Raw genomic sequence first — 23,034 nt, forward strand, 5'->3', positions numbered from 1 at the left:
AAATCAACCTAAGGCTTCAATTTCTTTCAGCCATGCACTGGAAGAGGCATCGCTTGGCATCCTCCAATCGCCACGAGGGCTGATGGCAATGCTTCCCACCTTCGGACCATCAGGCAGACAAGAACGCTTGAACTGCTGGTTAAAGAAGCGACGGAAGAAAGTCGACAACCACTTCTTGATGGTTTCGTCATCGTAAACGCCCTTAAAGGTGCGTGTTGCCAACAGATATATCTTGGAAGGACGGAAACCGCAACGCAGGAAATAATAAAGGAAAAAGTCATGCAATTCGTAAGGGCCTACCAAGTCTTCGGTAATCTGCTTGATGTTACCGGCTTCGTCGGCAGGAATCAGCTCCGGACTGATGGGTGTATCTACAATATCGAGCAGAGTTGCACGCGATGTTTCGTCCATACCATTCTCTGCTACCCACTTCACCAGATGTTTTACCAATGTTTTGGGAACACTTCCGTTAACCCCATACATGGACATGTGGTCTCCATTGTAAGTAGCCCATCCCAAAGCCAGCTCTGACAGGTCGCCTGTACCGATCACCAGTCCGGAAGTCTGGTTGGCGATATCCATCAGTATCTGAGTACGTTCACGGGCCTGCGAATTTTCATATACCACATCGTGCACGTTTATGTCATGGTCTATATCCTTGAAATGCTGAATGCAAGCTTCCTTAATGCTTACCTCGCGTACTGTAACTCCCAACGAATTCATCAGTTCTACCGCATTGGTATGTGTACGGTCGGTAGTACCAAATCCAGGCATAGTCACACCTACAATCCCTTTGCGCGACCATCCCAGTTTATCGAAAGTCCTTACGCATACCAATAAGGCCAATGTAGAGTCCAATCCGCCCGAAATGCCCACAACGGCACTTTTAGCATGAGTGTGTTGCAGCCTCTGTGCAAGTCCCGAAGTCTGAATAGCAAAAATCTCCTCGCAACGTTCGTCCAGCGTAGGTCCCTGCGGCACAAACGGATGAGCGTCAAACGTACGGGTCAGGTTCAATTCCTTACTGTTCACATATTCCGTAGAGATACGCGACACGGGAGCATCAAGCGGCGTATACGAACGGCACGTTGCAAACGTTGTATTCACCCTACGCTCGGTTCGCAGATATTCTACATCAATCTCGCTGATAACAATCTGTTCTTCGAACGAGAAACGCTTGCTTGCCGCCAGCAAAGTGCCATTCTCATAAATCAACCCATTGCCGGCAAAAACAACATCGGTCGTAGACTCACCAAAACCGCACGAACTAAATACATATCCGGCAATGCAACGGGCCGACTGCTGACTGATGAGCGAACGAAGATAAGCATGTTTACCTATCGCTTCCGTATCGGCCGACATATTGAACACAATTTCGGCTCCCTGCAAAGCCAACATAGAACTCGGTGGAACGGGGGCCCACAGATCCTCACAGATTTCTATGCCAAAAGTCGTATCAGAAGTTTCGAACAACAGATTCTTTCCTAAGGGAGCCACCTGGCCGCATAAGCGAACAGAGTCGTCCTTTATCTCACAAGCCGAAGTAAACCAGCGCTTCTCGTAAAACTCTTTATAATTGGGTAAATATGTCTTAGGCACTACGCCCAGCACTTTTCCTTTCTGAATAACTACTGCCGCATTCAGTAACGAGCCATTCAGAGCAACAGGCATCCCGACAATCGAAATAATGTCAAGCTGGCGTGTATTGTTTACAATCTGAATCAAACCCATTTCAGCTTCTTCTATCAGAAGTTGCTGGGCAAACAGGTCACCACAAGTATACCCTGTGATACTCAGTTCCGGAAAAGTGATAATCTGAACACCTTTTCCTTCGGCAATGATAATTTGCTTTTCTATCTGTCCTGCATTAAACTTGCAGTCTGCCACCTTGACACAAGGAATGGCAGCCGCCACTTTTACATATCCGTAATTCATATTCTATATAGTTATAATGAATATCTGCTACCCTTCCAGCCCCAAACGGCGAACTGATTGCCCAAAGTCCAATGTCCTCACTGAGCATTTACCGAAATTTGCAGATAACCACATTATTATATTATAAAATGCAAAAATAGAGATAAACTTTGTTTTTTCACCAAAATCTTTTGGATATTTCCAGGAAGTGACTATCTTTGCAAAAGAATTAAAAATGTAATCATTACAAGTTTGAAGATTTTAATGGAGAGTATAAATGTCATAGAACGTCTGCAAGTGCATAACATTAAACCATCAGTTCAACGTATTGCTATTATGAAATACCTGATGGAACATTGCACACATCCTACAGTAGACGACATCTATACAGCACTCTCTCCGGAAATTCCGACCTTGTCGAAGACCACTGTATACAATACATTGAAGCTGTTGAGCGAACAAGGTGCGGCCTTGACCCTGACGATAGATGAGCGGAATACATGCTATGATGCCGATACGGCTCCTCATGCGCATTTTCTGTGCAAACGGTGTGGGAAGATTTATGATTTGGGTACACAAATAGCCAACCAACCAACAGAAGAAATGAATGTAGAAGGACATAGCGTGCACGAGATGCACTACTATTTCAAAGGTATTTGCAAACATTGTATTGAAGAACAAGAAACAAACAAGAGATAACTAAAGTAATTTCAACTAATTAATTTAAAATCTGAGAAAAATGAAAAAGTTTAGATGTACAGTCTGCGGTTACGTATATGAAGGAGACGCAGCTCCCGAGAAATGCCCTTTGTGTAAAGCACCTGCAAGCAAGTTTGTAGAAGTAGAAGAAGCTGTAGCTGGCGGTCCTTTGACATTCGCTGACGAACATGTTATCGGTGTAGCCAAAGGTTGCGACGACGAAATGATCAAGGACCTGAACAACCACTTCATGGGCGAATGTACAGAAGTTGGTATGTACTTGGCTATGAGCCGTCAGGCTGACCGCGAAGGCTATCCTGAAGTAGCTGAAGCCTTCAAACGTTATGCTTGGGAAGAAGCTGAACATGCTGCTAAATTCGCTGAACTGCTGGGCGACTGCGTATGGGACACCAAGACCAACCTTGAAAAGAGAATGAACGCTGAGTCTGGCGCTTGCGAAGACAAGAAGCGTATCGCTACTCGTGCCAAAGCACTGAATCTGGATGCTATCCACGATACAGTTCACGAAATGGCTAAGGACGAGGCTCGTCACGGTAAAGGTTTCGAAGGCCTGTACAACCGCTATTTCAAATAAATAGATATTAGTAGCCTAACTATCTGATAAATATCACTCAACGTGATAAACTATACTGGTTCCAACTCATAGGGCACATGCTCGGGTTGGAACCAGTTTTATTTTTGCTTCTCGGACAATACCCCCCAAAAAGATATTTTCATTTTTTATTCCACTTGGTTTAAATTATCTTTGCAACCGGAAAAATGATTGATTACAAACCATAAAAAAACTCTTATTTAAATGATCAAATTCTCGCGCGCCTTTTGGACAGCCAACGCCTCCGAGCTGTTTGAACGTATGGCCTACTATGCCATTTTTATCGTAATTACCCTTTATTTGTCCAACACGCTTGGTTTCAACGACCTCGAAGCCAGTCTGATATCAGGTTTATTCTCGGGCGGACTTTATTTTCTGCCCATGTTTACCGGTGCCTTTGCCGACAAAATAGGTTACCGGAAAGCTATTCTGATAGCCTTCACCCTGCTGACTATCGGTTATCTGGGCTTGGGGATGCTCCCTTTGATGCTCGAATCATCGGGACTGGTAGTGTATGGTGAGAAAACCCAGTTTACGGGTATTGAGACCAGCAACCTGCGCATGCTCATCGTACCCATTATGATTATCCTCGTCGTAGGCGGCTCGTTCATCAAGTCCATCATTTCGGCTTCGGTAGCACGCGAGACGACTTCGGAAACCCGGGCACGCGGTTACTCCATCTTCTATATGATGGTCAACATCGGTGCCTTCACGGGAAAGTGTTTCGTCGATCCGCTCCGCTCGATCGTAGGCGATGAGGCTTATATCTATATCAACTTTCTGTCGGCCACCTTATGTTTCGTAGCGTTAGCCACCATCTTCCTGTTTTTCCACTCAACCAACACAAGTGGACAGGGAAAAAGCATGGCCGAAGTTTTCAAAGGATTGGGCAAAGTATTCACCAACGGGCGTCTGCTGCTCCTGATACTGATTGTTACAGGTTTCTGGATGATTCAGCATCAGATGTACGCCACCATGCCCAAGTATGTCATCCGTATGGCTGGCGAGACGGCTCGTCCGGGCTGGATAGCCAATGTCAATCCGTTTGTTGTCGTCTTGCTGGTCAACCTTGTCACCCGGCTGATGGCACGCCGCAAGGCTTTGACCTCGATGACCGTAGGCATGTTCCTCATTCCGCTGTCGGCACTGATTATGGCGGCAGGAAATCTCTTTAGCGGTGACATTATGGGCATGCATCCTATCACCGTCATGATGATTGCCGGTATTGCCGTACAGGCCATAGCCGAGTGCTTCATCTCTCCGCGCTATATGGAATTCTTTTCGCTACAGGCTCCTAAAGGAGAAGAAGGACTGTATCTGGGCTTCAGCCATCTGCACTCATTCCTGGCATCTGTGCTGGGCTTCGGTCTGTCGGGTATACTGCTTACAGCCTACTGCCCCGACCCTGCCCTGTTCGACACTACCGCAGAATGGGAGGCAGCATCGGCAAACGCACATTACATCTGGTATTGGTTCACCGGTATCGGTGCCATCTCGGCCATCGCTCTCATCATTTATGCCAAGATGACTCAGAAAACGACCAAGTAAGGTCTTATATAAAAACCTGGCAGGTTTTGTGTAAAAACGAGCCTGGTTTTGCACAAAAACAAGTCGGGTTTTACATAAAAACAAGTCAGGTTTTCATTGAAAACAAGCCTGGTTTTGTACGAAAACCTGGTTGGTTTTATACCAAAAAGAATGAGGGTGAAACCTTAGGCCTCACCCTCTTCTGTTTTGTTGCATATTCCTTAGCTTGCGGATATGCTTTGTTTATGATACACCTTATTGTATTCGGGTATAGTTAAAGAAATCCACGTCGACATAACCACCAAGTTGTTTCGTCGCATAGTTGAAGATACCGAACTTGGTACCCATGAAGAATCTGCGATAATCAAATATCATCTTGAAGTCCGTACCTATCTTCTTCCAGTTCTTATTGTCAAGACTGTAATAGAAAGCAGCGATGTCTTTGTGGACACGGAAGTCAGCATCGATACGCAGATAAATCTTATCCTGCTTCAACTCTACACGTTCTTTTTCTTCAGCATCTACTCCCAAGACAGCTTTATCAGAGTCGCGCAACTTCACTACGGCGGTAGACATGGTCAGATAACGCTTATTTCCTTCTGCAATAATGGACAGCAGACCGGAATCGCCATTAAAGGCCGAGAATCCGGAAATGTCGCCATCCTTCATGTGCGAAATGTCCAATGCAACAACTCCGCTACATTGCGGACCTTCCATACGTTGTGTCAGCGTGTTGGGAGCTAGGAAGATGTTATCGACCACCCTTGACGTCTTCAAACGCAAGAATCCCGAGCGGTCTGTCAGCGACCAGGCTTCATTCACCGGATTGTGGTTCCATTGCCAATGAATGTCCAGCTTATCGGCATCGAACGAATCGCTTACCACCAACGGAATGGTAGGACAACCCTGTACAGGCTTCTTCATCGTCAAAGGTACACGTCCGTTTTCATCGCCCAGCATCGGCCAACCGTCAATCCAACGGCAAGGCATCAGGGTAAGTACACGTCCTACTCCGCCTCTGTCTTGGAAGATGACCCCGTACCAGTTGCCCTTACTGTCGTCGACAATCGTTCCCTGGCCTACGTAGGGGAAGCCACCGAAATCGCTCTCCAGGATAACTTTCTTTTCATACGGTCCTGTAATGTTGTCGGCACGGTAGCATACCTGACGGCGTTTCCCGCCCCGGGGCCAGGAAATCATCAGCAGATAGTACTTGCCATCGTGCTTGATGAAACGGCTACCTTCGAGCAAACCGTTTTCGCTTGCATCGCGTTCGAACACCTTGATAGGCTTACTGCCAGGCATTACGTCTGACAAGTCGGGTTTCAACTCGCGCATCTCGCCTGTTCCGTAGAACACGTATACCTTGTCATCGTCATCGAAGAAGAGCGAAGCATCGTGAAAGTGCGGTGTGCGCGCAGCCAGTGTCCACCCCTTTTTCGGATCGGTTGTTGTGTATACATACCCTCTGTAAGGCTGGTCGTTGGGCGAGAAATACAGATAGAACTTTCCCTTATGGTAACGGATAGAGGTTGCCCACTGTCCGCGTCCGTAAGCCGTACCTTCTTTCAGGTCGTAGCGCGGAGTGTCCGTCAGCTTGTCGAATACATAACTGGCTATCTCCCAATTGACCAAATCCTTCGAGTGCATGACCGGCGCACCGGGCATCAGGTGCATGGTTGTACTGACCAGATAGAAATCGTCTCCTACACGGATTACATCCGGGTCGGGCACATCGGCCCACATCATGGGATTGACAAACTCCGTGGTGTCCGCAGGTGCTTGCAATGCCTGAAGCTGTGCTCCGTAACTTCCAAGCGAAGACAGGAGCATTAATGAAACTATAATTTTCTTCATCGTATATTGTTTTATTCGGGTTTCACAGTAGTTTAAATCAGGTTTATCCGTACTAAGCTGTCGGTTTAATGCGACCGACTAAACCGACAGTTTGTTTTCAGGTACAGCAATTGCTTACGGACGAATATCATTGGTCAGTGTAGCATACAGTCCAATCAGGCTGCCGGTAAATCCGCCTGCTACATTTGTCGAAAGAATATCGCCCGAAACGGTTCCGCCCAGATTGGTGTATTCGCCACCTTCGACAGCATAGTTGAAACGATAATCGTTACCATCGGCCACTACCTGCAAGGAAACAGGAGCCTCCACGTCGATTTTCGTACTTGCTACAATCGTAGTCTGGCCTTTAGCTGTCTTTGCCAATACGAGCAGATAGTCCTTATCCTTCTTGGTCACACCAAATACATAGTTGAAACGTTCGTTCTGATAGCAAGTCAGTCCGGCCAGTTCGTTTTCGGCTTTAGGCTTGAACTTCAGTGTTGTCGAAGCCGAGAAGCTGCTGTGCTGCTGACGATAGAACAAGGTAGAAGTCGGTTTTACCTCTTTAATATTGGTTGCAAACGGAGTAATCTGCAGACCTCCTTTCTTGGCGATAGAAATGAACTTCTCACGAGGGCCACGCAGACCTATCCAACGCAGGTCCAGACTGTCTGAAGCAAAACTGTCTTCGAACTTGAAGTTACCGTTCGGGAAGAAACCGTCTTTGCCAGCCTTATATTCAACACCTTTCGGCAGTTTCAGCTTGCATTCCAAAGGAATCAAACCATTCTCGAATACGGGGAAGTCGCCGCTCCAGTCTACAGGCAGGATGAATGTCTCACGACCGGCATTCACCATGTCCTTTTCATTAGGACGAATAGCTAGGAACACACCGTAATACTTGCCGTCCGGACCTTCTACCAAGTCGGCATGTCCAGCCCAGTCTACCTTGTTGGCACGATTCTGCGGGAAATAACGTTGGGTCAGGATGGGATTGGAAGGAGCGGGCGTATAAGGACCTCTCGGATCGTCTGCCACAAAAATCACTTCACTGTGCCAACCGCCTGTACCGCCTTCGGCACACATCAGGTAGTAACGTCCGTCCTTTTTATAAATGTGCGGACCTTCAATCCAGATGGGTTTCTTCTTGATGTCTACACCACCGTCAACAATGATTTTATCAGTACCCGGAATCACACGGTCGTTCTCGACATCATAATCCCAAATCTTAATGACACGGTGCCCTTCGTATTGTTCTTTTCCTCTGTCCGGTGCATCATTGTGTACCAGGTAAGCCTTTCCGTTATCGTCGAAGAACAGTGAGGGATCAATACCGCCGAACTGCAACTTGATAGGATCACTCCAGCCTTTCATCGGGTCTTGTGTCTTCACAACCATGTTGCCAAAGCCACCCGAGAACTGAGTAGTTATCATGTAGAAAGTATCATTATTCTTATTATAAGATATAGCCGGAGCATATACTCCTGCACTGATGCCGCAGTCTTCCACCTTCAACTGAGACTCACGGTCGAGCACGTGGCCAATCTGCTTCCAGTTCACCAAGTCGGTCGAATGGAAAATAGGCACACCCGGAAACATGGCAAAGGATGAATTGACCAGATAATAATCGCCTCCCTTGCGCGTAATGCTTGGGTCGGGATAGCATCCCTGCAAAATCGGATTATAGAATTCACCCGGCTGCAACGGATTTTCCTTATAGATTTTGTCATCGCCCTGATAGACGAAATTGGTAAATACCGGCGCGTTTTTCGGCGCTTTCTCTTTGGCCTCAACCGAAACTCCCGAAGCCAAGAACAGGCAGGCAAGCACCGCCATGGTCTTCCGGTTGCACAACCATTCAAAATTAAATTTGGATGTTTTCATGTGATTAAATTGATTAATGAATATATCGCTTTTCTTAAATTTCTCCTTCAAAGATAAACGTTCTGTTCTATACCGGCAGCATAATTTTGTTACAGAAACTTTCGTCTATATATCATCATTAAAAAAAGTTCCGGATGTAACACCAACGAAAGAAAATGTTACGTGAGTGTAAGTAATCAGGCAAAAAAATACCATCTTTGATGTCACGTTTGGCTTTTCTGTTCGTCTTACCAATGAAAAATGGAACTAAAACAATTTAAAATAGCCGTACTTCCGCTTCGCAGCAAGTTGCTGAACTATGCCCGAAGACTGACCGATGACCCGGATGATGCCGAAGATGCCGTGCAGGAAACCATGCTCAGACTATGGAACCGCCGAGCAGAACTGGAGCAATACCGCAGCATCGAAGCCTTCGCCATGACATTGGTTCACAACCTGTGCATGGACCTCTGGCGAACCCGGCGAAACGAATACGTTTCGCTGGACAATGTGTCCAACAGCACTTCCGAAGCAACTCCGGAACAGCTACTGGAGATAAAAGACGAAATAAAGCTGATGCGTACCATCATACAATCGCTGCCACCCCTGCAACGCACCATCATGCAGATGAAAGACATCGAAGAGTATGAAACTGACGAAATAGCAGAAATAACCGGATGCTCGGCCGAAGCCATACGGAGCAATCTGTCGAGAGCCCGCAAAAAAGTGAGAGATACATATCTGCAAACCATACAAGCAAGAAAAAGGAGAAACGAACAATGAAAATTAACGAGTTACTAAACAAATACTTCGACGGCGAAACATCCTGCGAAGAAGAACGCGAGCTGCGACGCTTCTTTGCCGAGGAAGAAGTGCCGGAAGAACTGCAAGTCTACCGTCCCCTGTTCGCTTGTCTGGACCAGGAAGCACAAAAGTTCCGCCTTGAACAATCAGAGGCAGAGAAGAAGAAGACCGCCCCCGTGCAATCCTATTCGCTCAAACGGCGTCGCTGGCTTTACTTCTTGGGTGGTGCCGCCGCCTCAATAGCCTTGTTCATAGGCAACATGCAACTGTTTCCAGTGCCCAATGCTTCTGAAAACTACGTCATCATCAACGGAAAGCGTTATACGGACGAAGCACTTATAAAGGAAAAAGCCATGGAAGCCTTGCAGAACGTACACTTCACCGACGAAGAAATCAATGATTTGTTGTTTCAATTCTAATCATACAAAGCCATGAAACGATTACTATATAAATATGTATTGCTCCTGTCCCTCGGGTTATGCCTCTCATCCTACAGGCTACAGGCTCAGGAAGGACTTCAGATTTCGACCCTATTCGAAAAATACGGCGACCGACAGAACGTCACCATGGTCGAACTGAACGGCAAGATACTGAAGTCTTACAAAATGTCCAAATACCGGAGTCTTGTCTTCAAAGACGTTACTCCCTATCTGGCAGAAATCCAGAAATGCCTGAAGCATGACAAGGAACAGCCCGGACAGGTCAATAAGACCCAGGAAGTAATGGAAGACGGAATACTGCGCAGTGCCTACTACCAACTGCATCCTTCGGACGACAAACAACGGTACATCATCTTCAAACTGGGCCAGAAGACCACAGCCACCTTAGTCTACATCGAAGGCAGCCTCAACGAAGAAGAGCTGATGAATATGCTATATAAAGAACAATAAAACCAAAAACATAAGAAAACAATATGAAGACAAAGAATGTAATTTTTGCCTGCCTGCTCTCCATGGCGGCAAGCTATGCCACAGCACAACAAACCGTCCCGTCACAGCGTGCCACCATCACTACCGAGGGCGACTCCATCATCATCCGCAAAGGAAGCGGCAACATGCGTATCCGTGTATATGAAGAACAGCCCACCGACGGAGAATCAAAAGAAGTGGAAATATACGAAGGTGTCTATCTGGAACGTGTAGAATCGGACAAACGCACTTTCCTCGACGCCTTGCCCTTCATCCCCCAAAAGAAGAAAGACAATGCCTATGAACCGCATAACTCCGGTATCTTCATCGGATACAGCAGAATGGGCAACGACTTCCTCTCTTTCGACAACAGTGCGAAAGCCGACCTGAACCTGTCCCGTTCGTGGGAATTCGGATTTAATGTCATCTCCCTGTGCCACAACTTCAAGAAGAATCCTCATTGGGGACTGAACTTTGGCGTCAATTGGGGCTACCGCTCATTCAGTTTCGACGGCAACCGGGCCCTGCTCAAAGCCGACGGACAGAGCTATTTTGCTGAAGGCGACGAAGAAAACAGCTATAGCAGCAGCCGGCTCCGCCATTTCTTCTTCCGTATTCCTATCACATTGGAGTGGCAACAAAGGCTGGGAAGAAGCAACAAACTTTTCTTCAACATAGGTCCGGAGTTTGAAATCCGCCACGGCGTAAAGTCGTTCACCCACATCAACGGCGGAAAAAAGCAAAGAATGGGCAAAGACATGTATGTCAATCCTGTAGGTGTCAATCTGCTGGCACAAGCCGGATATGGTGATTTCGGTCTGTACTTGCGCTATTCTACTACCAGTCTGTTCCAAAAGGATAAAGGTCCCGAAATGTCTCCCTACTCCTTCGGTATTGCCTGGTACTGGTAAAAACGAGTACACCTCATATCACACACAACGGGCACGGAACCCGGAAAGACTGCATACATACTTTATTCGCATGCAACCTTTCCGGGATTTCCGTGCCCGAAGGAATGAAGATTATTTGCAAATGTAATGCTATTTATTTCCTGTCTCTTTAGAAACGTATACCCAGTGTCAGCAATGCCTGGCTGCGGTCGTTGGAAACTTTGGTTGCCTGAAGCGCGCCCAGATCGTCGACAAACGGATAAAACTTCGACTGATACGTATGATATTTGTAAGCCAGGTCTGCATAGACTCTGGAGCCACGATAGCCGATACCTATTGTAAACGTATTCATCGATTCGTTGTTGGCAAAGTCGGTATCGGTATTAATCGAATTGGTCGGCAGTGCCTTGATGGCATCGTCCTTGAAAGCCGCACTGCTGTAGTTGTAGCCCAAACGGAATGCAAATGCAGGTATAGGCTTATACTCGGCTCCCAGACGGAACGTACTTACCCCTTTCAGGCAAAGATCGGCCTCGCCGGTTTCCCATGCCATTTCTTCGGAAGACCCTGGATAGTAGAATTTCATCGAAGAGTAATCCTCGTATTCATATTCGGCTCCCAAGGCCAGCGAAGAGCCTACGGTATATCCCAGGCTGACATTGAACAGCCACGGGGTCTGAAGTTCGAAGTCACGGTCCATATCCCGTCCGCCCAGTTCGCTGTACGTATCTACCGTTGTATGCGTCATCACCTCGCTGCCGTCTTCTGCCGGCAAAAACAGGTCAGAACTCAGCAAAGCACCGGTGGTATAAGTCAGCTTGTAGTATACGGGAGAGTGTATAGCCAGACCGACACGCAGAGGCGAGTCTTCTATCGGGCGGAAAATGGCACCCAGCTTCAGGTCTATTCCTGCTCCGTGAATGCGGTTGAAGCTTTCCAGCGAATAGCCTTCTTCGTACTGCTTTCCGTCTTCCCAAGTATACTGGTAGTTCTCGTCATAGAAAGAGTACTTGCTGTAGTCTACGGCATAAGCCCCCAACGTCACACCGAAATAGAAACGGTCGTTGACATTGAACGATACATTGAAGTCGTATTCATCTACACCGCCCCGCTCGCGCGACAGGAACAAAGCGTCTGCTTCGCTGGGTATATAAGGTATATAGGTATTATAAGCTTCCGTTTCAGTGTCTTCAAACAGGAGGCCGCTTTGAAAGCCCATAGATCCCAGCCATCCGGCATAGTCGTTGCGATAGATGTCGCTCTTTCCGTAATCCAGATAGGAGGAATAGTCCTGATAGTACGCATAGGCTCCGTCAGTAGCCTGCATAGCCATCGAGGCTACTTGCGAAACGTAGTCACTGCCCACTTTGCCCAGCAGACCGCCCATCGTCATATTCTTGTAAAACGATTTGGACTTGTGGTAGTTAAAGCCAAAGTTGACATAACGCAACGGTGTCAGATTGCCGATTTTGGTGGAAATGACAAATCCGGCATTGTCAAAGCTCCAGCGGTTTTTATTGGCTTCGAAGGTATTGCCTCCGAACTTGCTCTCCGAACCGGTAATGGAGTAGCCCATGGTCACCATCGCATCGTTGCTCCGATAGATACCTATACCTGCCGGGTTGGTGCTTATGGTGGAGATATCACCACCCAAAGCGCCCATGGCTCCTCCCATACCTACAAAACGGGCGGTACCGTTCAGGTCCTTCTGCGCAATGTTTACTGCATCGTATACGGTTTGTGCCTTTGCACCTGCCGAAGCCAATGCGGCAAGTGCTATTATCATCAGTTTCTTTTTCATACTTAACGTTCTTTTTTTTTCGATACCAGATTCTTCTATATCATATGGGGTTGCTCCGTGCCCGATGCCAGTCACCGGACACGTTGCCACACCTTGCTGTCGTACGCTTATCTTCTGCGGCCTCCGCTGCTTGAACGGCTGCTACCACCGCCACCTCCCGAGAAACTACCCGATGAGCGGGTGCTGCCTCCTGTCGAGAAGCTGGACGAACGGGAACTGCTGGACGAACGTGTAGGAGCAGAATAAGAACGTTCGCTGCTGCGGTTGTAGTCGTTCGAATAGGTTCGCGTATTGCTCGAACTTGACCCACGGCTGTAGGTAGTAGAAGGACGGCTGGATGAAGTTCCGGTCGATATGCCACTACTGCGACGTACGCTTCCTGTGCTGCTGTTCACCGAACTGCTGCGTGTGCTGCTCGGACGTGTATAGGTAGAACGCCGGGTAGACGAACTGGAACGCAATGAAGACGAGCTGGAGCGAACCGAAGACGAGCTGGAACGTTCGGAAGACGAAGTACGGGTTCCTACGACACGGCGTGCCGATGTGCCCGACGTACTACGGCGTACCTGACTGGAAGTTCCGGCACTGCGGCGTACCGACTGTCCGCTATTGACCGTCGAACGGCGGGTTCCGTCCAAACTACGACGACTGCCCAAAGAAGCACGACTCGTTCCGTACGAACGGCGTTGCGTCAAAGCATTTCCCCAGTACGAAGAATGTCCCCAAGCCGGGTAATGATAGTGCGGATATCCCCAGCCGCCATGCCAGCCGGCATACCAGCCACCATGCCAACCGCCATACCAGCCTCCCCAGCCGAAGCCCCAATGAGGACCGTACCAGCTGTTCCAGCCCCAGCCATAATAGGGATATCCCCACCAGCCATACGAGCTATAACGCCAGTCCCACCACAACGGATTACTGAAAGTGGGGAAAGCATAAGCATAAAAATCATCGACATATACGTTCCATTCCCACGAATTCAGGCCGTATACAATGTCCCAGTAATAAGGGCTGCTGATGCTGACGGCAAAACGCGGATTGCGGAAACGGATAATGCGCGTGGCATACTCGTATTCGTCGGCCGAACCGTCGAATCCGTTTACCCACTCACCGTCCAGTCCGTCGTCGGCTTTCTCGTCGATATAGAGTGTGTCGTTCTCCTGCGAGAATTCATAATCGTCGGCTTCGTAACGGCGGTTATACTCGTCCACGTCGCGGACATTGCCCTTACGGTCTCTAACTACTACTGTCGTATTGCCAGGCGAAACGACGGTTGTTGTAGGTGCATTGGTCTTCACCACTACCGTCTTCCGTTCGGGAGCTTTCGCCTCTTCTGCCTGCTCTTTCTTCTCCTCCTGCTTCTTGGAAGGCACATAGTACAGATCGTCATCTATACTTTGCGCTGCCAGCGTCCACGGAAGGCAAAAAGCCAAAAGCGATAAAAAAACAATCTTTTTCATATTCCGTCTATTTTTAGTTTTCATTTCTATCTATTTCTTCGCGTTACAAAGTTAATGCCGAAATCCCCTACACACAGCAGTTTTTCCCCAAAGATTGATAGGGATTTCCCTAAACCGTCTGAAAGGTGAGGACAAACAATGAACAAAGACGAGATTTCAACTGCCCGACAACAAAAGGAAGAGCCATTACCCCTCCGTCCGGTTTAATGAAGGCTTCATTTTCTCTAGAAAGTAATCGACGGCGAGAAGCAAATCCTGTAGATTGTTCTTTACGACATCGTAAACAATGTCGCCGTCAATATCAAAATATCCATGCGCTATATGATTGCGAATCCCTATAACATCAATCCAAGGTATTTCCGGACGCTCGACAAGCAACTTTGACCGGGTAATGTCGTCTATACGTTTTATGCCTTCGCCTATAGCTTCAATAAGCATGCAACTTGCCGCAAGATTTTTCATTCCTTCCGCTGAAGAGTAATAGTCTTCTGGAGAATGGACTTCCTCGTTCCATTCCAAAAGTTGCAGAATCGCTTTCCTTATCTGGCAAAACATGCCGTATATGCGGCTATCTGATGACATATATTCCATCTCTTTCTATTTCATCAAGCAAAAAAGGATTGATATGCTTGTGCATTCTTACCACATCAACAGAACATTGCAGAAGATTACTGAGAAAACGCTTCAATGCTACCAACATATACGCTTTCGGCTCCATATCGACACATACGTCCACATCGCTACCTTCATGGTTCTCGCCACGCGATACCGACCCGAACAACCTTAACGACTTAACCCCGAAGTTGGTTCTTAGGTCATCGGCATGGGACACTATCAGAGATATGTATTCTTCCCTTGTTTTCATTTCCTTGCTTTTACTGAGCTGTACAGTCACAAAGGTAATAAAATGTTTCAAACAGACAAAACCTGCGCAAACTTTTAGCCATGCACATCAAATCGGCAAAAGGAAGTTCGGCATTAGAAAAAATGCACTACCTTTGCCTCAAGTTTAACAAAACATCTCATTCCCTATGAAATATTTAGAATTTATCTTCCATACCGAGCCATGCACGGAGGTAGTCAACGATGTCCTCTCCGCCGTATTGGGCGAAGTCGGCTTCGAAAGTTTTGTAGAACAGGAGGGCGGCATAGCTGCCTACATACAGACCGCCCTGTACGACGAAGAAGCCCTGAAGTCGGCACTGGACAGTTTTCCGCTGGCCGACACTACCCTTACCTATACTTATAAGGAAGCAGAAGACAAGGACTGGAACGAAGAATGGGAAAAGAACTTCTTCCAGCCCATCGTCATCGGCAACCGTTGCGTCATCCACAGCACCTTCCACCACGATGTACCTCAGGCAGAATACGACATTGTCATCAATCCGCAAATGGCCTTCGGAACAGGACACCACGAAACCACCAGCCTCATCATAGGCGAATTGCTGGAAGCCGACCTTCAAGGCAAAGCGCTGCTCGACATGGGATGCGGCACGTCGATACTTGCCATTCTGGCACGAATGCGTGGCGCTGCTCCCTGTACGGCCATCGACATTGACGAATGGTGTGTGCGCAATTCGCTCGAAAACATCGAGCTGAACCACGTTGATAGTATCAGCGTATTCCAGGGCGACGCATCCATCCTGCCCGACAAGGGTCTGTTCGATGTGGTGATAGCCAACATCAACCGTAACATCCTGCTGAACGACATGAAGCACTATGTGGCGCGCATGAATCCAGGCGCCCGCCTCTTTATGAGCGGTTTCTATACGGACGACATTCCTGCCATCCGCGAAGAGGCCGAACGCAACGGACTCCGCTTCGTTCATCACAAAGAGAAAAACCGCTGGGCAGCCGTACAATTTGAGAAGTGACAGAACGGGACATTGAATCTGCCCTGCCCCAAAGCAAGAGTTCTCCTCCGTTTCCACTAATGGTTACGCCCGTTCCCTAAGGAGGTTACGGCCGTAACCTAAAGAGGGAACGACAGTTCCCCAAGGAGGAAACGGTAGTTTCCTAACGTGGAAACAGAAGGAAACTGCAACACTTTATATTCCAACTACTTATATTATTATTCCCAACAAGCAGTAAGAACAGAGCAATGACAAAAGCACTGATTTGTATTTTTCTTGGCGGAGGCACGGGAAGCGTACTCCGCTACTGCGTGCAACTGGCCTTGCACGAACGCATTGTACCCTACAACTTTCCCTGGGCCACCTTCACCGTCAACATCGTAGGCAGTTTCCTGATAGGCATGTTTTATGCTCTTTCCGCCCGTTTCAACCTGGCTACCGACATACGGCTTCTGCTCACCACCGGACTTTGCGGTGGCTTCACCACCTTTTCGACCTTCAGCAACGACAGTCTGATCTTGCTGAAACAAGGATTGCACGGCCTGTTTCTGCTGTACGTCGTACTGAGCGTAGCACTGGGAGTAGCCGCAGCCATGCTGGGAGGTGCGCTTATCAGCAACTATACCCGCTGACAGTATCCCCCTCCAGAAGCCTCTGGGAAGGCCTGAGGAGGGCTATCGAAAAAATATTTCGAAAAAAATCGCTCCAGCTATTGCAGATTTAAAATAAATGCGTACCTTTGCAACCGCAAAACAGAAAAAACGGGTAAGTCCTATACGGCCAGCTCCCTTCGAATCCTCCAGGGCTTGATCGCAGCAAAGGTAGTTGGTTGTAGCGGCGCGATATAGCAAGCTTGCCCACCCGCCTCTTTAGCTCAGTTGGCCAGAGCACGTGATTTGTAATCTCGGGGTCGTTGGTTCGAATCCGACAAGAGGCTCAGAAAAAGCGGAAGATGTCACCGAACATTCTCCGCTTTTTTCGTATATCCCCGTCCCCCATCCCCTAATTTATTAAAAATCTACAGCCTGCATGCCACTGTATCCAACTATATTTGTAACTTTGCAAAGTTATTTTTCCATAACGGAGGCTGGCGGCAACGGCGACCTCTTCTTTACATTTTAATGACATCAATGGCAGAAAACAAAGGTTACATGCAACGATATGCAATGCTATTCGGCACCTACATGGGTGTATTCTGGATACTGAAGTTCATACTCTTTCCCCTGGGGCTGAAATACAACCTGCCCTTTCTATCTTTCCTCTTCATGGGACTTACGCTGTGCGTACCCTTCATGGGCTATTACTACCTGAGAATATACCGCAACCAGGTATGCGGAGGAGCCATCAACTTCTTGCCGGCATGGCTGTTCACGGTCTCCATGTATATATTCTCGGCCCTGCTGACTGCCGTAGCACACTACATATACTTCCGCTACATCGACCACGGCTTCATACTCGACACCTACGAAAACTTGCTGAGCAGCCTGTCCGCCAGCAACGTGCCCGGTATAGAGGCTTACCTGAAACAGCTGAACGAAGCCCTCGACGCCATACGTGCCTTGAGTCCGATAGACATCACCTTCCAGCTGATGTCGCAAAACGTTTTCTACTGCTCGCTGCTGGCATTACCCACAGCCCTGTTTGCCATGAGAAGACGGAAAGACGAAGTGGCCGGATAGCCCGGAGCGGAAAAAAAGAAAAAAGCATGTTTACAACATTCATCATATAATAAAACTAAATCGTACACAAATGGATATTTCTGTTGTAGTCCCCTTATATAACGAAGAAGAATCCCTGCCCGAACTCTTCGCTTGGATCAAACGGGTAATGGAAGCCAACGGATTCACTTACGAAGTAATCTTCGTGAACGACGGAAGCACCGACCGCTCCTGGCAAGTCATCGAACAGCTGAAAACACAATCGGACGCAGTGCGGGGCATAAAGTTCCGCCGGAACTACGGTAAATCGCCGGCTTTGTACTGTGGCTTTGCACAGGCACAGGGTGACGTCGTCATCACCATGGATGCCGACCTGCAAGACAGCCCCGACGAAATACCCGAACTGTACCGCATGATTACGCAGGAAGGCTACGACCTTGTATCGGGCTGGAAAAAGAAACGCTATGACCCGTTGTCGAAAACTATTCCAACCAAGCTGTTCAACGCCACCGCACGCAAAGTGTCGGGCATCAAGAACCTGCACGACTTCAACTGCGGACTGAAGGCCTATCGCAAGGATGTCATCAAGAACATCGAAGTCTACGGCGAAATGCACCGCTACATCCCCTACCTGGCCAAGAATGCCGGCTTTGCCAAAATCGGCGAGAAGGTTGTACACCACCAGGCACGCAAGTACGGCAAGACCAAATTCGGCCTGAACCGCTTTGTCAACGGCTATCTGGACCTCATCTCCCTCTGGTTCCTCTCCACCTTCGGAGTAAAGCCCATGCACTTCTTCGGCCTGCTGGGCTCGCTGATGTTTGTACTCGGCTTTATAGCCGTCATCATCGTAGGAGCCAGCAAGTTGTATAATATGCACAACGGCATGCCCTACCGTCTGGTAACCGATTCGCCTTACTTCTTCCTGGCGCTGACCTCCATGATTATCGGTACCCAGCTGTTTGTAGCAGGCTTCCTGGGCGAACTGATTTCGCGCAATGCACCCGAACGTAACAAATACCAAATAGAGAAAACCATCTGACAATGAAAAAACTCGTCCAATTAATCATACTTTGCGCCATCCTGCTTCCTGCAGCCGGCAGCATCCTCTCCTGCTCGGAAGAGGCCGACTGCTCGCAAGCTGCACGCGGCATGCTGAACTGCAACCTCTACACCATCCTGGCAGAAACCAACATAGTAGAGAAAGATACACTCGACTCGCTGACCATCACTGCATACGGAACCGATTCCGTCATCGTAAACAACCAAAAGGAAGTGAAGGATCTGACTTTGCCCCTGCGCTATACCGAAGACTCGACGGTACTGATCTTCCGCTACAACGAAAAACAGACCGATACTGTTGTCTTCAGACACACCAACACCCCTTACTTCCTCTCGATGGATTGCGGCTACCAGATGCAACAATCTGTCACAGGTTGCACATACAGCCGGCACGTGCTCGACTCTATTTATATCTCAAACCCCGAAGCCAGCATCTATGGTACAGAAAATATTAAATTATTCTATTAGTCTGCTGCTTTGCCTGCTATGCTCGCTGCCTGTCGGTGCGCAAAACAGTAATCCGCCTGCCGCCGCTGCTCAGAAACTGCCAAAGAAAGAGCAGAAGGACGCCAAGGAAGGACCGCAATATCCGTTGTACAACGGCGTTTCGGTAGGTGTCGACTTGTGGGGACTGGGCAGTAAAGCCCTGGGAGGAAATACCCTCAGCACAGAAGTCGTAGTAGACGTAGACCTGAAGCACCGCTTCTTCCCCACCGTAGAACTTGGCTATGCAAGCAACAACGAAGAAGGCGACCTGGGCATCCGCTACAAGACGCAAGCCCCCTATGTCCGTATCGGTATAGACTATAACGCACTCTACAAGAAACAGCACGGACATCTGTTTACGGTAGGAGTGCGCTACGGAATGACCAACTTCAAATACGACATCGAAGCACTGGGACTGGAAGACCCCATTTACGGCGGAGGAGTAGGCAATCCTAATCTGACCGACGACATCTGGGGCGGAAGTCTCCCGTACAACCATACCGGCATGAAAGGAAGCATGCAATGGCTCGAAATATGCCTGGGCATCAGAGCCAACATCTGGAAAAATGTGTCGATGGGATGGTCGGTACGTATGAAGTACAAGCTGTCGGCCACCACCGGACAATACGGCGATCCGTCGTACGTCCCCGGCTTCGGCAAATACGGGTCGAACACCATGGGAGTGATATACACAATCACCTACAAACTGCCTTTCTAAGCAAAGGCTGAGCCCATGTGCTGCACCAGCGGCAACCTCTTCTATCTGATAATTATAATGAAACGATAAACAATGACTAACTTAGAAATCTGGCTGCTGGCGGCCGGTCTGGCAATGGATTGCTTTGCCGTGTCTATAGCCAGCGGCATCATTCTGAAGCGTACCCTGTGGCGCCCCATGTTGGTAATGGCATTCTTTTTCGGCTTCTTTCAGGCTATGATGCCTTTTCTGGGATGGATCGGTGCAAGTATGTTCAGCCACCTCATCGAAAGTATAGACCACTGGATTGCCTTTGCCATTCTGGCATTTCTAGGAGGCCGTATGGTACGCGAATCGTTTAAAGACGAAGAATGTAAAAACGAATACGACCCTACCAGCCTGAAAGTAGTATTGGCACTGGCCGTAGCAACCAGTATCGACGCACTGGCCGTCGGGGTGTCTTTCGCATTCCTGGGCATCAGAGGAATTACCGGAATACTCTACCCCATCGGCATTATCGGCTTCGTCTCGTTTGCCCTTTCGCTGATAGGACTGATATTTGGAATCCGCTTCGGATGCGGCCTTGCACGCAAACTAAGAGCTGAAATGTGGGGAGGAATCATCCTTATTGCCATCGGAAGCAAAATACTGATAGAACACCTGTTTTTAGGATAGACTTCGGAAGAACATCAAACGGAAAAGACAAATTATGGAAAAAAGAACGCAAAGAAACTTTTTATGGATTGCCCTACTGGTATTGGGAACCATCTGGATTCTGGCACGCCACAACCGTGTTGCCCCCTACCAGAAAGACAGCGGACAGATTTTCGGAACCATATACAACATCACCTATCAGTACGACCAGAACCTGCACGCTGAGATAGATGCCGAGCTGAAGCGTTTCGACGGATCACTGTCTCCCTTCAACGATACAGCTACCATCACACGCATCAACCGGAATGAAGACATCATGCCGGACACCTTCTTCACCAACGTGTTCCATAGAAGTATGGAAATATCCCGGGAAACCAACGGTGCTTTCGACATCACTGTTGCCCCGCTGGTCAATGCCTGGGGATTCGGCTTCAAAAAAGGACACTTCCCCGACTCACTGATGGTAGACAGTCTGCTCGACATCACGGGATATACGAAAGTCAGCCTGTCGGCCGAAGGAAAAATCGTCAAGCAAGATCCACGCATCATGCTGACGTGCAGTGCCGTAGCCAAAGGATATGCCGTAGACATCGTAGCACAACTGCTCGAAAAGAAAGGAATACAGAACTATATGGTAGACATCGGCGGCGAAGTGGTAGTACATGGCAACAACCCGCAGAATACTCCGTGGAGAATCGGTATCAACAAACCGATAGACGACTCACTGGCGATCAACCAGGAATTGCAGACAGTTCTGCAAATCAGCAATGCCGGTATTGCCACCTCGGGTAACTACCGCAACTTCTATTACAAAGACGGAAAGAAGTATGCACATACCATCGACCCGCGCACCGGTTATCCCGTACAGCACAGCATACTGTCGGCCACGGTCATAGCCCGCGACTGTATGAGTGCCGACGCCTACGCCACTGCCTTTATGGTAATGGGACTGGAAGAGGCCGAACGTTTTGCCAACGCCAACCCCGAAATTGACGCCTACTTCATCTACAGCGACAATGACGGGAAATTCAAGACGTTCTGCACCGAAGGTATGAAAAAGTATATCAAAGAATAATACTCCTCGTAAAAAGACACATTAATCTGGTATAATACAATGAAAAAGCTACTTTACTGCATGATAGCACTGCTCTGTGCCGCCTGCATGCCACAGAAGCCAGCCAAGGCGGAATCTGCTGAAATCGCCATGTTGGTAGGAACCTACACGGACGGAGGAAGCAAAGGTATTTACACTTTCCGCTTCAATCAGGAAACCGGTGTTTCTACGGCCCTCAACTCGTTCGAACTGCCCAATCCTTCTTACCTGGCCGTATCGGAAGACGGACAGTTTGTCTATGCCGTCAGCGAAATGGACGGCAAGCAAGCAGCTGTCAATGCATTGTCTTTCGACAAAACAACCGGAGAACTGCGCCTGCTGAACAGCGAACCTACTTTAAGCGCAGGTCCTTGCTATATATCTACCAACGGAAAGGAAGTGCTGACCGCCAACTATTCCGGTGGCACAATGGCTGTATTTCCCCTGCGTAGCAACGGAAGCGTAGAACCGGTCGACACCCTGTTCGAAGGAATGGCCAACAATGCCGATCCGGAAAGACAGAACAGCCCGCACATGCACTGTGCCGTCTTCTCGCCTGACGGGAAATATATATTTGCCACCGACTTCAGTTCCGACCGCATCCTGCGCTTTGTCCTTCATCCGAAAGATATCGTCCCGCATCCCTCGGCCGAAGCAACAGAAGTAGCTCCCGGTTCCGGTCCGCGTCATCTGACGTTCAGCCCGAACGGACAATATGCATACCTTATTAATGAACTGTCGGGCAAAGTTATCGCCTACAGCTACAACGACGGTTGCCTGAAACAGATACAGACCATCACAGCCGACACACTGGCCGCCCGCGGAAGTGCAGACATCCACCTCAGTCCCGATGGCAAATATCTATATGCCTCCAACCGGCTGAAAGGTGACGGAATAGCCATCTATGCCGTCAACGAAGAAAACGGCATGCTGGCCAAAGTCGGATATCAGCTTACCGGCATTCATCCCCGTAACTTTAATATCACTCCCAACGGTAAGTACCTGTTGGTAGCTTGCCGCGACAGCCACGTGATACAGGTATACCGGCGAGATGAGACAACAGGATTATTGGAAAACATCAACAAAGATATAGCTATCAGCAAACCCGTATGCATTCAGTTCGTACGTTAATCTTTCGTAAATAAGTGTCGTACAACAGCGGAGTTCATTATCTTTGTTATTTAAGATAGAAGTAAAACAAAGCCAGGTCGAGCTG

General features: G+C 48.4%; 23 protein-coding genes and 1 tRNA gene. 17 read left to right on the top strand and 7 right to left on the bottom strand.

The features are described 5' to 3' along the window. Positions 1-3 precede the first annotated feature (3 nt). Positions 4-1,935, bottom strand: coding sequence for an NAD(+) synthase (locus Q3C19_RS03305; RefSeq protein ID WP_302727233.1), 1,932 nt, complete (start codon positions 1,933-1,935; stop codon positions 4-6). Positions 1,936-2,178: 243 nt separating this feature from the next. On the opposite strand from Q3C19_RS03305, the gene Q3C19_RS03310 reads away from it, so the two are divergent. The 3 genes from Q3C19_RS03310 to Q3C19_RS03320 all read left to right on the top strand — a co-directional run bounded on the left by Q3C19_RS03310 (position 2,179) and on the right by Q3C19_RS03320 (position 4,774). Continuing rightward, entirely contained in the window at positions 2,179-2,613 is a 435-nt protein-coding gene (locus tag Q3C19_RS03310) for a Fur family transcriptional regulator (protein WP_071149954.1), read from the top strand. Between the two features lie 40 nt (positions 2,614-2,653). After that, complete coding sequence (locus Q3C19_RS03315) at positions 2,654-3,208, top strand: NADH peroxidase (protein ID WP_022162436.1); 555 nt, start codon at positions 2,654-2,656, stop codon at positions 3,206-3,208. Between the two features lie 222 nt (positions 3,209-3,430). Next, positions 3,431-4,774, top strand: coding sequence for an MFS transporter (locus Q3C19_RS03320; RefSeq protein ID WP_071149955.1), 1,344 nt, complete (start codon positions 3,431-3,433; stop codon positions 4,772-4,774). A 234-nt stretch (positions 4,775-5,008) separates the two neighbouring features. Here the strand turns inward: Q3C19_RS03320 and Q3C19_RS03325 are convergent, their stop codons facing one another. Both Q3C19_RS03325 and Q3C19_RS03330 read right to left on the bottom strand, forming a co-directional pair. After that, positions 5,009-6,610 carry a glycoside hydrolase 43 family protein gene (locus tag Q3C19_RS03325; RefSeq protein WP_302727234.1) on the bottom strand — a complete coding sequence of 534 codons (1,602 nt, stop codon included), beginning with the start codon at positions 6,608-6,610 and terminating at the stop codon, positions 5,009-5,011. 114 nt (positions 6,611-6,724) lie between these two features. Continuing rightward, positions 6,725-8,425, bottom strand: a complete 1,701-nt coding sequence (locus tag Q3C19_RS03330) for a glycoside hydrolase family 43 protein (protein WP_302727342.1) — start codon at positions 8,423-8,425, stop codon at positions 6,725-6,727. Between the two features lie 288 nt (positions 8,426-8,713). Here Q3C19_RS03330 and Q3C19_RS03335 point away from each other — a divergent pair, with 288 nt between their 5' ends. Genes Q3C19_RS03335 through Q3C19_RS03350 form a run of 4 tightly spaced genes read left to right on the top strand, consistent with a single transcriptional unit; the run spans position 8,714 to position 11,075 of the window. Further along, entirely contained in the window at positions 8,714-9,235 is a 522-nt protein-coding gene (locus Q3C19_RS03335; RefSeq protein WP_022162431.1) for an RNA polymerase sigma factor, read from the top strand. After that, positions 9,232-9,675: a hypothetical protein gene (locus Q3C19_RS03340; RefSeq protein WP_302727235.1), complete on the top strand. Its 444-nt coding sequence runs from the start codon at positions 9,232-9,234 to the stop codon at positions 9,673-9,675. Before Q3C19_RS03335 ends, Q3C19_RS03340 begins: the two co-directional genes overlap by 4 nt. A gap of 12 nt (positions 9,676-9,687) precedes the next feature. Next, positions 9,688-10,146 (top strand): DUF6108 family protein, encoded by a 459-nt coding sequence (locus Q3C19_RS03345; protein WP_302727236.1) that lies wholly within the window; start codon positions 9,688-9,690, stop codon positions 10,144-10,146. A gap of 23 nt (positions 10,147-10,169) precedes the next feature. Continuing rightward, a complete protein-coding gene (locus Q3C19_RS03350) occupies positions 10,170-11,075 on the top strand; it encodes an outer membrane beta-barrel protein (protein WP_302727237.1) in 906 nt (301 codons plus the stop codon). Positions 11,076-11,223: 148 nt separating this feature from the next. Here the strand turns inward: Q3C19_RS03350 and Q3C19_RS03355 are convergent, their stop codons facing one another. The 4 genes from Q3C19_RS03355 to Q3C19_RS03370 all read right to left on the bottom strand — a co-directional run bounded on the left by Q3C19_RS03355 (position 11,224) and on the right by Q3C19_RS03370 (position 15,180). Continuing rightward, positions 11,224-12,855, bottom strand: a complete 1,632-nt coding sequence (locus tag Q3C19_RS03355; RefSeq protein ID WP_302727238.1) for a TonB-dependent receptor — start codon at positions 12,853-12,855, stop codon at positions 11,224-11,226. Between the two features lie 107 nt (positions 12,856-12,962). Beyond that, the gene (locus tag Q3C19_RS03360; protein WP_302727239.1) at positions 12,963-14,315 is read right to left on the bottom strand and encodes a hypothetical protein; all 1,353 of its coding nucleotides are present in this window, start codon (positions 14,313-14,315) and stop codon (positions 12,963-12,965) included. A gap of 186 nt (positions 14,316-14,501) precedes the next feature. After that, the gene (locus tag Q3C19_RS03365; RefSeq protein WP_071149964.1) at positions 14,502-14,897 is read right to left on the bottom strand and encodes a DUF86 domain-containing protein; all 396 of its coding nucleotides are present in this window, start codon (positions 14,895-14,897) and stop codon (positions 14,502-14,504) included. Next, positions 14,884-15,180, bottom strand: a complete 297-nt coding sequence (locus Q3C19_RS03370) for a nucleotidyltransferase family protein (RefSeq protein ID WP_071150757.1) — start codon at positions 15,178-15,180, stop codon at positions 14,884-14,886. Before Q3C19_RS03370 ends, Q3C19_RS03365 begins: the two co-directional genes overlap by 14 nt. A gap of 166 nt (positions 15,181-15,346) precedes the next feature. Here Q3C19_RS03370 and prmA point away from each other — a divergent pair, with 166 nt between their 5' ends. The 10 genes from prmA (at position 15,347) to Q3C19_RS03420 (ending at position 22,949) form a co-directional block, all read left to right on the top strand. After that, on the top strand, positions 15,347-16,189 hold the full coding sequence (gene prmA, locus Q3C19_RS03375) for a 50S ribosomal protein L11 methyltransferase (protein WP_302727240.1): 843 nt from the start codon (positions 15,347-15,349) through the stop codon (positions 16,187-16,189). Positions 16,190-16,416: 227 nt separating this feature from the next. Next, complete coding sequence (crcB, locus tag Q3C19_RS03380; RefSeq protein ID WP_022162422.1) at positions 16,417-16,800, top strand: fluoride efflux transporter CrcB; 384 nt, start codon at positions 16,417-16,419, stop codon at positions 16,798-16,800. 231 nt (positions 16,801-17,031) lie between these two features. Continuing rightward, positions 17,032-17,105 (top strand) — tRNA-Thr (locus Q3C19_RS03385). 193 nt (positions 17,106-17,298) lie between these two features. After that, a complete protein-coding gene (locus Q3C19_RS03390) occupies positions 17,299-17,847 on the top strand; it encodes a DUF4199 domain-containing protein (RefSeq protein ID WP_071149967.1) in 549 nt (182 codons plus the stop codon). 70 nt (positions 17,848-17,917) lie between these two features. Continuing rightward, positions 17,918-18,868 carry a glycosyltransferase family 2 protein gene (locus tag Q3C19_RS03395; RefSeq protein ID WP_022162419.1) on the top strand — a complete coding sequence of 317 codons (951 nt, stop codon included), beginning with the start codon at positions 17,918-17,920 and terminating at the stop codon, positions 18,866-18,868. Positions 18,869-18,870: 2 nt separating this feature from the next. Beyond that, positions 18,871-19,356 (top strand): DUF6452 family protein, encoded by a 486-nt coding sequence (locus tag Q3C19_RS03400; RefSeq protein WP_022162418.1) that lies wholly within the window; start codon positions 18,871-18,873, stop codon positions 19,354-19,356. Further along, positions 19,325-20,092 (top strand): DUF6048 family protein, encoded by a 768-nt coding sequence (locus Q3C19_RS03405; RefSeq protein ID WP_071150758.1) that lies wholly within the window; start codon positions 19,325-19,327, stop codon positions 20,090-20,092. The genes Q3C19_RS03400 and Q3C19_RS03405 overlap by 32 nt, the downstream gene beginning before the upstream one ends. Positions 20,093-20,164: 72 nt before the next feature. Beyond that, positions 20,165-20,746 (top strand): manganese efflux pump MntP family protein, encoded by a 582-nt coding sequence (locus Q3C19_RS03410; protein ID WP_022162416.1) that lies wholly within the window; start codon positions 20,165-20,167, stop codon positions 20,744-20,746. A 34-nt stretch (positions 20,747-20,780) separates the two neighbouring features. After that, entirely contained in the window at positions 20,781-21,800 is a 1,020-nt protein-coding gene (locus Q3C19_RS03415; RefSeq protein WP_071149968.1) for an FAD:protein FMN transferase, read from the top strand. Between the two features lie 39 nt (positions 21,801-21,839). Beyond that, on the top strand, positions 21,840-22,949 hold the full coding sequence (locus Q3C19_RS03420) for a lactonase family protein (RefSeq protein WP_288910201.1): 1,110 nt from the start codon (positions 21,840-21,842) through the stop codon (positions 22,947-22,949). Positions 22,950-23,034: the final 85 nt, after the last annotated feature.

This window comes from Bacteroides sp. ET489 (assembly GCF_030518095.1).
GTDB classification, from domain to species: domain Bacteria; phylum Bacteroidota; class Bacteroidia; order Bacteroidales; family Bacteroidaceae; genus Bacteroides; species Bacteroides ndongoniae.

Coding starts and splice junctions, on each gene's coding strand:
- Q3C19_RS03305 (WP_302727233.1), bottom strand. CDS start 1,935: ATGAATTACGGATATGTAAAAGTGGCGGCTGCCATTCCTTGTGTCAAG.
- Q3C19_RS03310 (WP_071149954.1), top strand. CDS start 2,179: ATGGAGAGTATAAATGTCATAGAACGTCTGCAAGTGCATAACATTAAA.
- Q3C19_RS03315 (WP_022162436.1), top strand. CDS start 2,654: ATGAAAAAGTTTAGATGTACAGTCTGCGGTTACGTATATGAAGGAGAC.
- Q3C19_RS03320 (WP_071149955.1), top strand. CDS start 3,431: ATGATCAAATTCTCGCGCGCCTTTTGGACAGCCAACGCCTCCGAGCTG.
- Q3C19_RS03325 (WP_302727234.1), bottom strand. CDS start 6,610: ATGAAGAAAATTATAGTTTCATTAATGCTCCTGTCTTCGCTTGGAAGT.
- Q3C19_RS03330 (WP_302727342.1), bottom strand. CDS start 8,425: ATGGCGGTGCTTGCCTGCCTGTTCTTGGCTTCGGGAGTTTCGGTTGAG.
- Q3C19_RS03335 (WP_022162431.1), top strand. CDS start 8,714: ATGGAACTAAAACAATTTAAAATAGCCGTACTTCCGCTTCGCAGCAAG.
- Q3C19_RS03340 (WP_302727235.1), top strand. CDS start 9,232: ATGAAAATTAACGAGTTACTAAACAAATACTTCGACGGCGAAACATCC.
- Q3C19_RS03345 (WP_302727236.1), top strand. CDS start 9,688: ATGAAACGATTACTATATAAATATGTATTGCTCCTGTCCCTCGGGTTA.
- Q3C19_RS03350 (WP_302727237.1), top strand. CDS start 10,170: ATGAAGACAAAGAATGTAATTTTTGCCTGCCTGCTCTCCATGGCGGCA.
- Q3C19_RS03355 (WP_302727238.1), bottom strand. CDS start 12,855: ATGAAAAAGAAACTGATGATAATAGCACTTGCCGCATTGGCTTCGGCA.
- Q3C19_RS03360 (WP_302727239.1), bottom strand. CDS start 14,315: ATGAAAAAGATTGTTTTTTTATCGCTTTTGGCTTTTTGCCTTCCGTGG.
- Q3C19_RS03365 (WP_071149964.1), bottom strand. CDS start 14,897: ATGTCATCAGATAGCCGCATATACGGCATGTTTTGCCAGATAAGGAAA.
- Q3C19_RS03370 (WP_071150757.1), bottom strand. CDS start 15,180: ATGAAAACAAGGGAAGAATACATATCTCTGATAGTGTCCCATGCCGAT.
- prmA (WP_302727240.1), top strand. CDS start 15,347: ATGAAATATTTAGAATTTATCTTCCATACCGAGCCATGCACGGAGGTA.
- crcB (WP_022162422.1), top strand. CDS start 16,417: ATGACAAAAGCACTGATTTGTATTTTTCTTGGCGGAGGCACGGGAAGC.
- Q3C19_RS03390 (WP_071149967.1), top strand. CDS start 17,299: ATGGCAGAAAACAAAGGTTACATGCAACGATATGCAATGCTATTCGGC.
- Q3C19_RS03395 (WP_022162419.1), top strand. CDS start 17,918: ATGGATATTTCTGTTGTAGTCCCCTTATATAACGAAGAAGAATCCCTG.
- Q3C19_RS03400 (WP_022162418.1), top strand. CDS start 18,871: ATGAAAAAACTCGTCCAATTAATCATACTTTGCGCCATCCTGCTTCCT.
- Q3C19_RS03405 (WP_071150758.1), top strand. CDS start 19,325: ATGGTACAGAAAATATTAAATTATTCTATTAGTCTGCTGCTTTGCCTG.
- Q3C19_RS03410 (WP_022162416.1), top strand. CDS start 20,165: ATGACTAACTTAGAAATCTGGCTGCTGGCGGCCGGTCTGGCAATGGAT.
- Q3C19_RS03415 (WP_071149968.1), top strand. CDS start 20,781: ATGGAAAAAAGAACGCAAAGAAACTTTTTATGGATTGCCCTACTGGTA.
- Q3C19_RS03420 (WP_288910201.1), top strand. CDS start 21,840: ATGAAAAAGCTACTTTACTGCATGATAGCACTGCTCTGTGCCGCCTGC.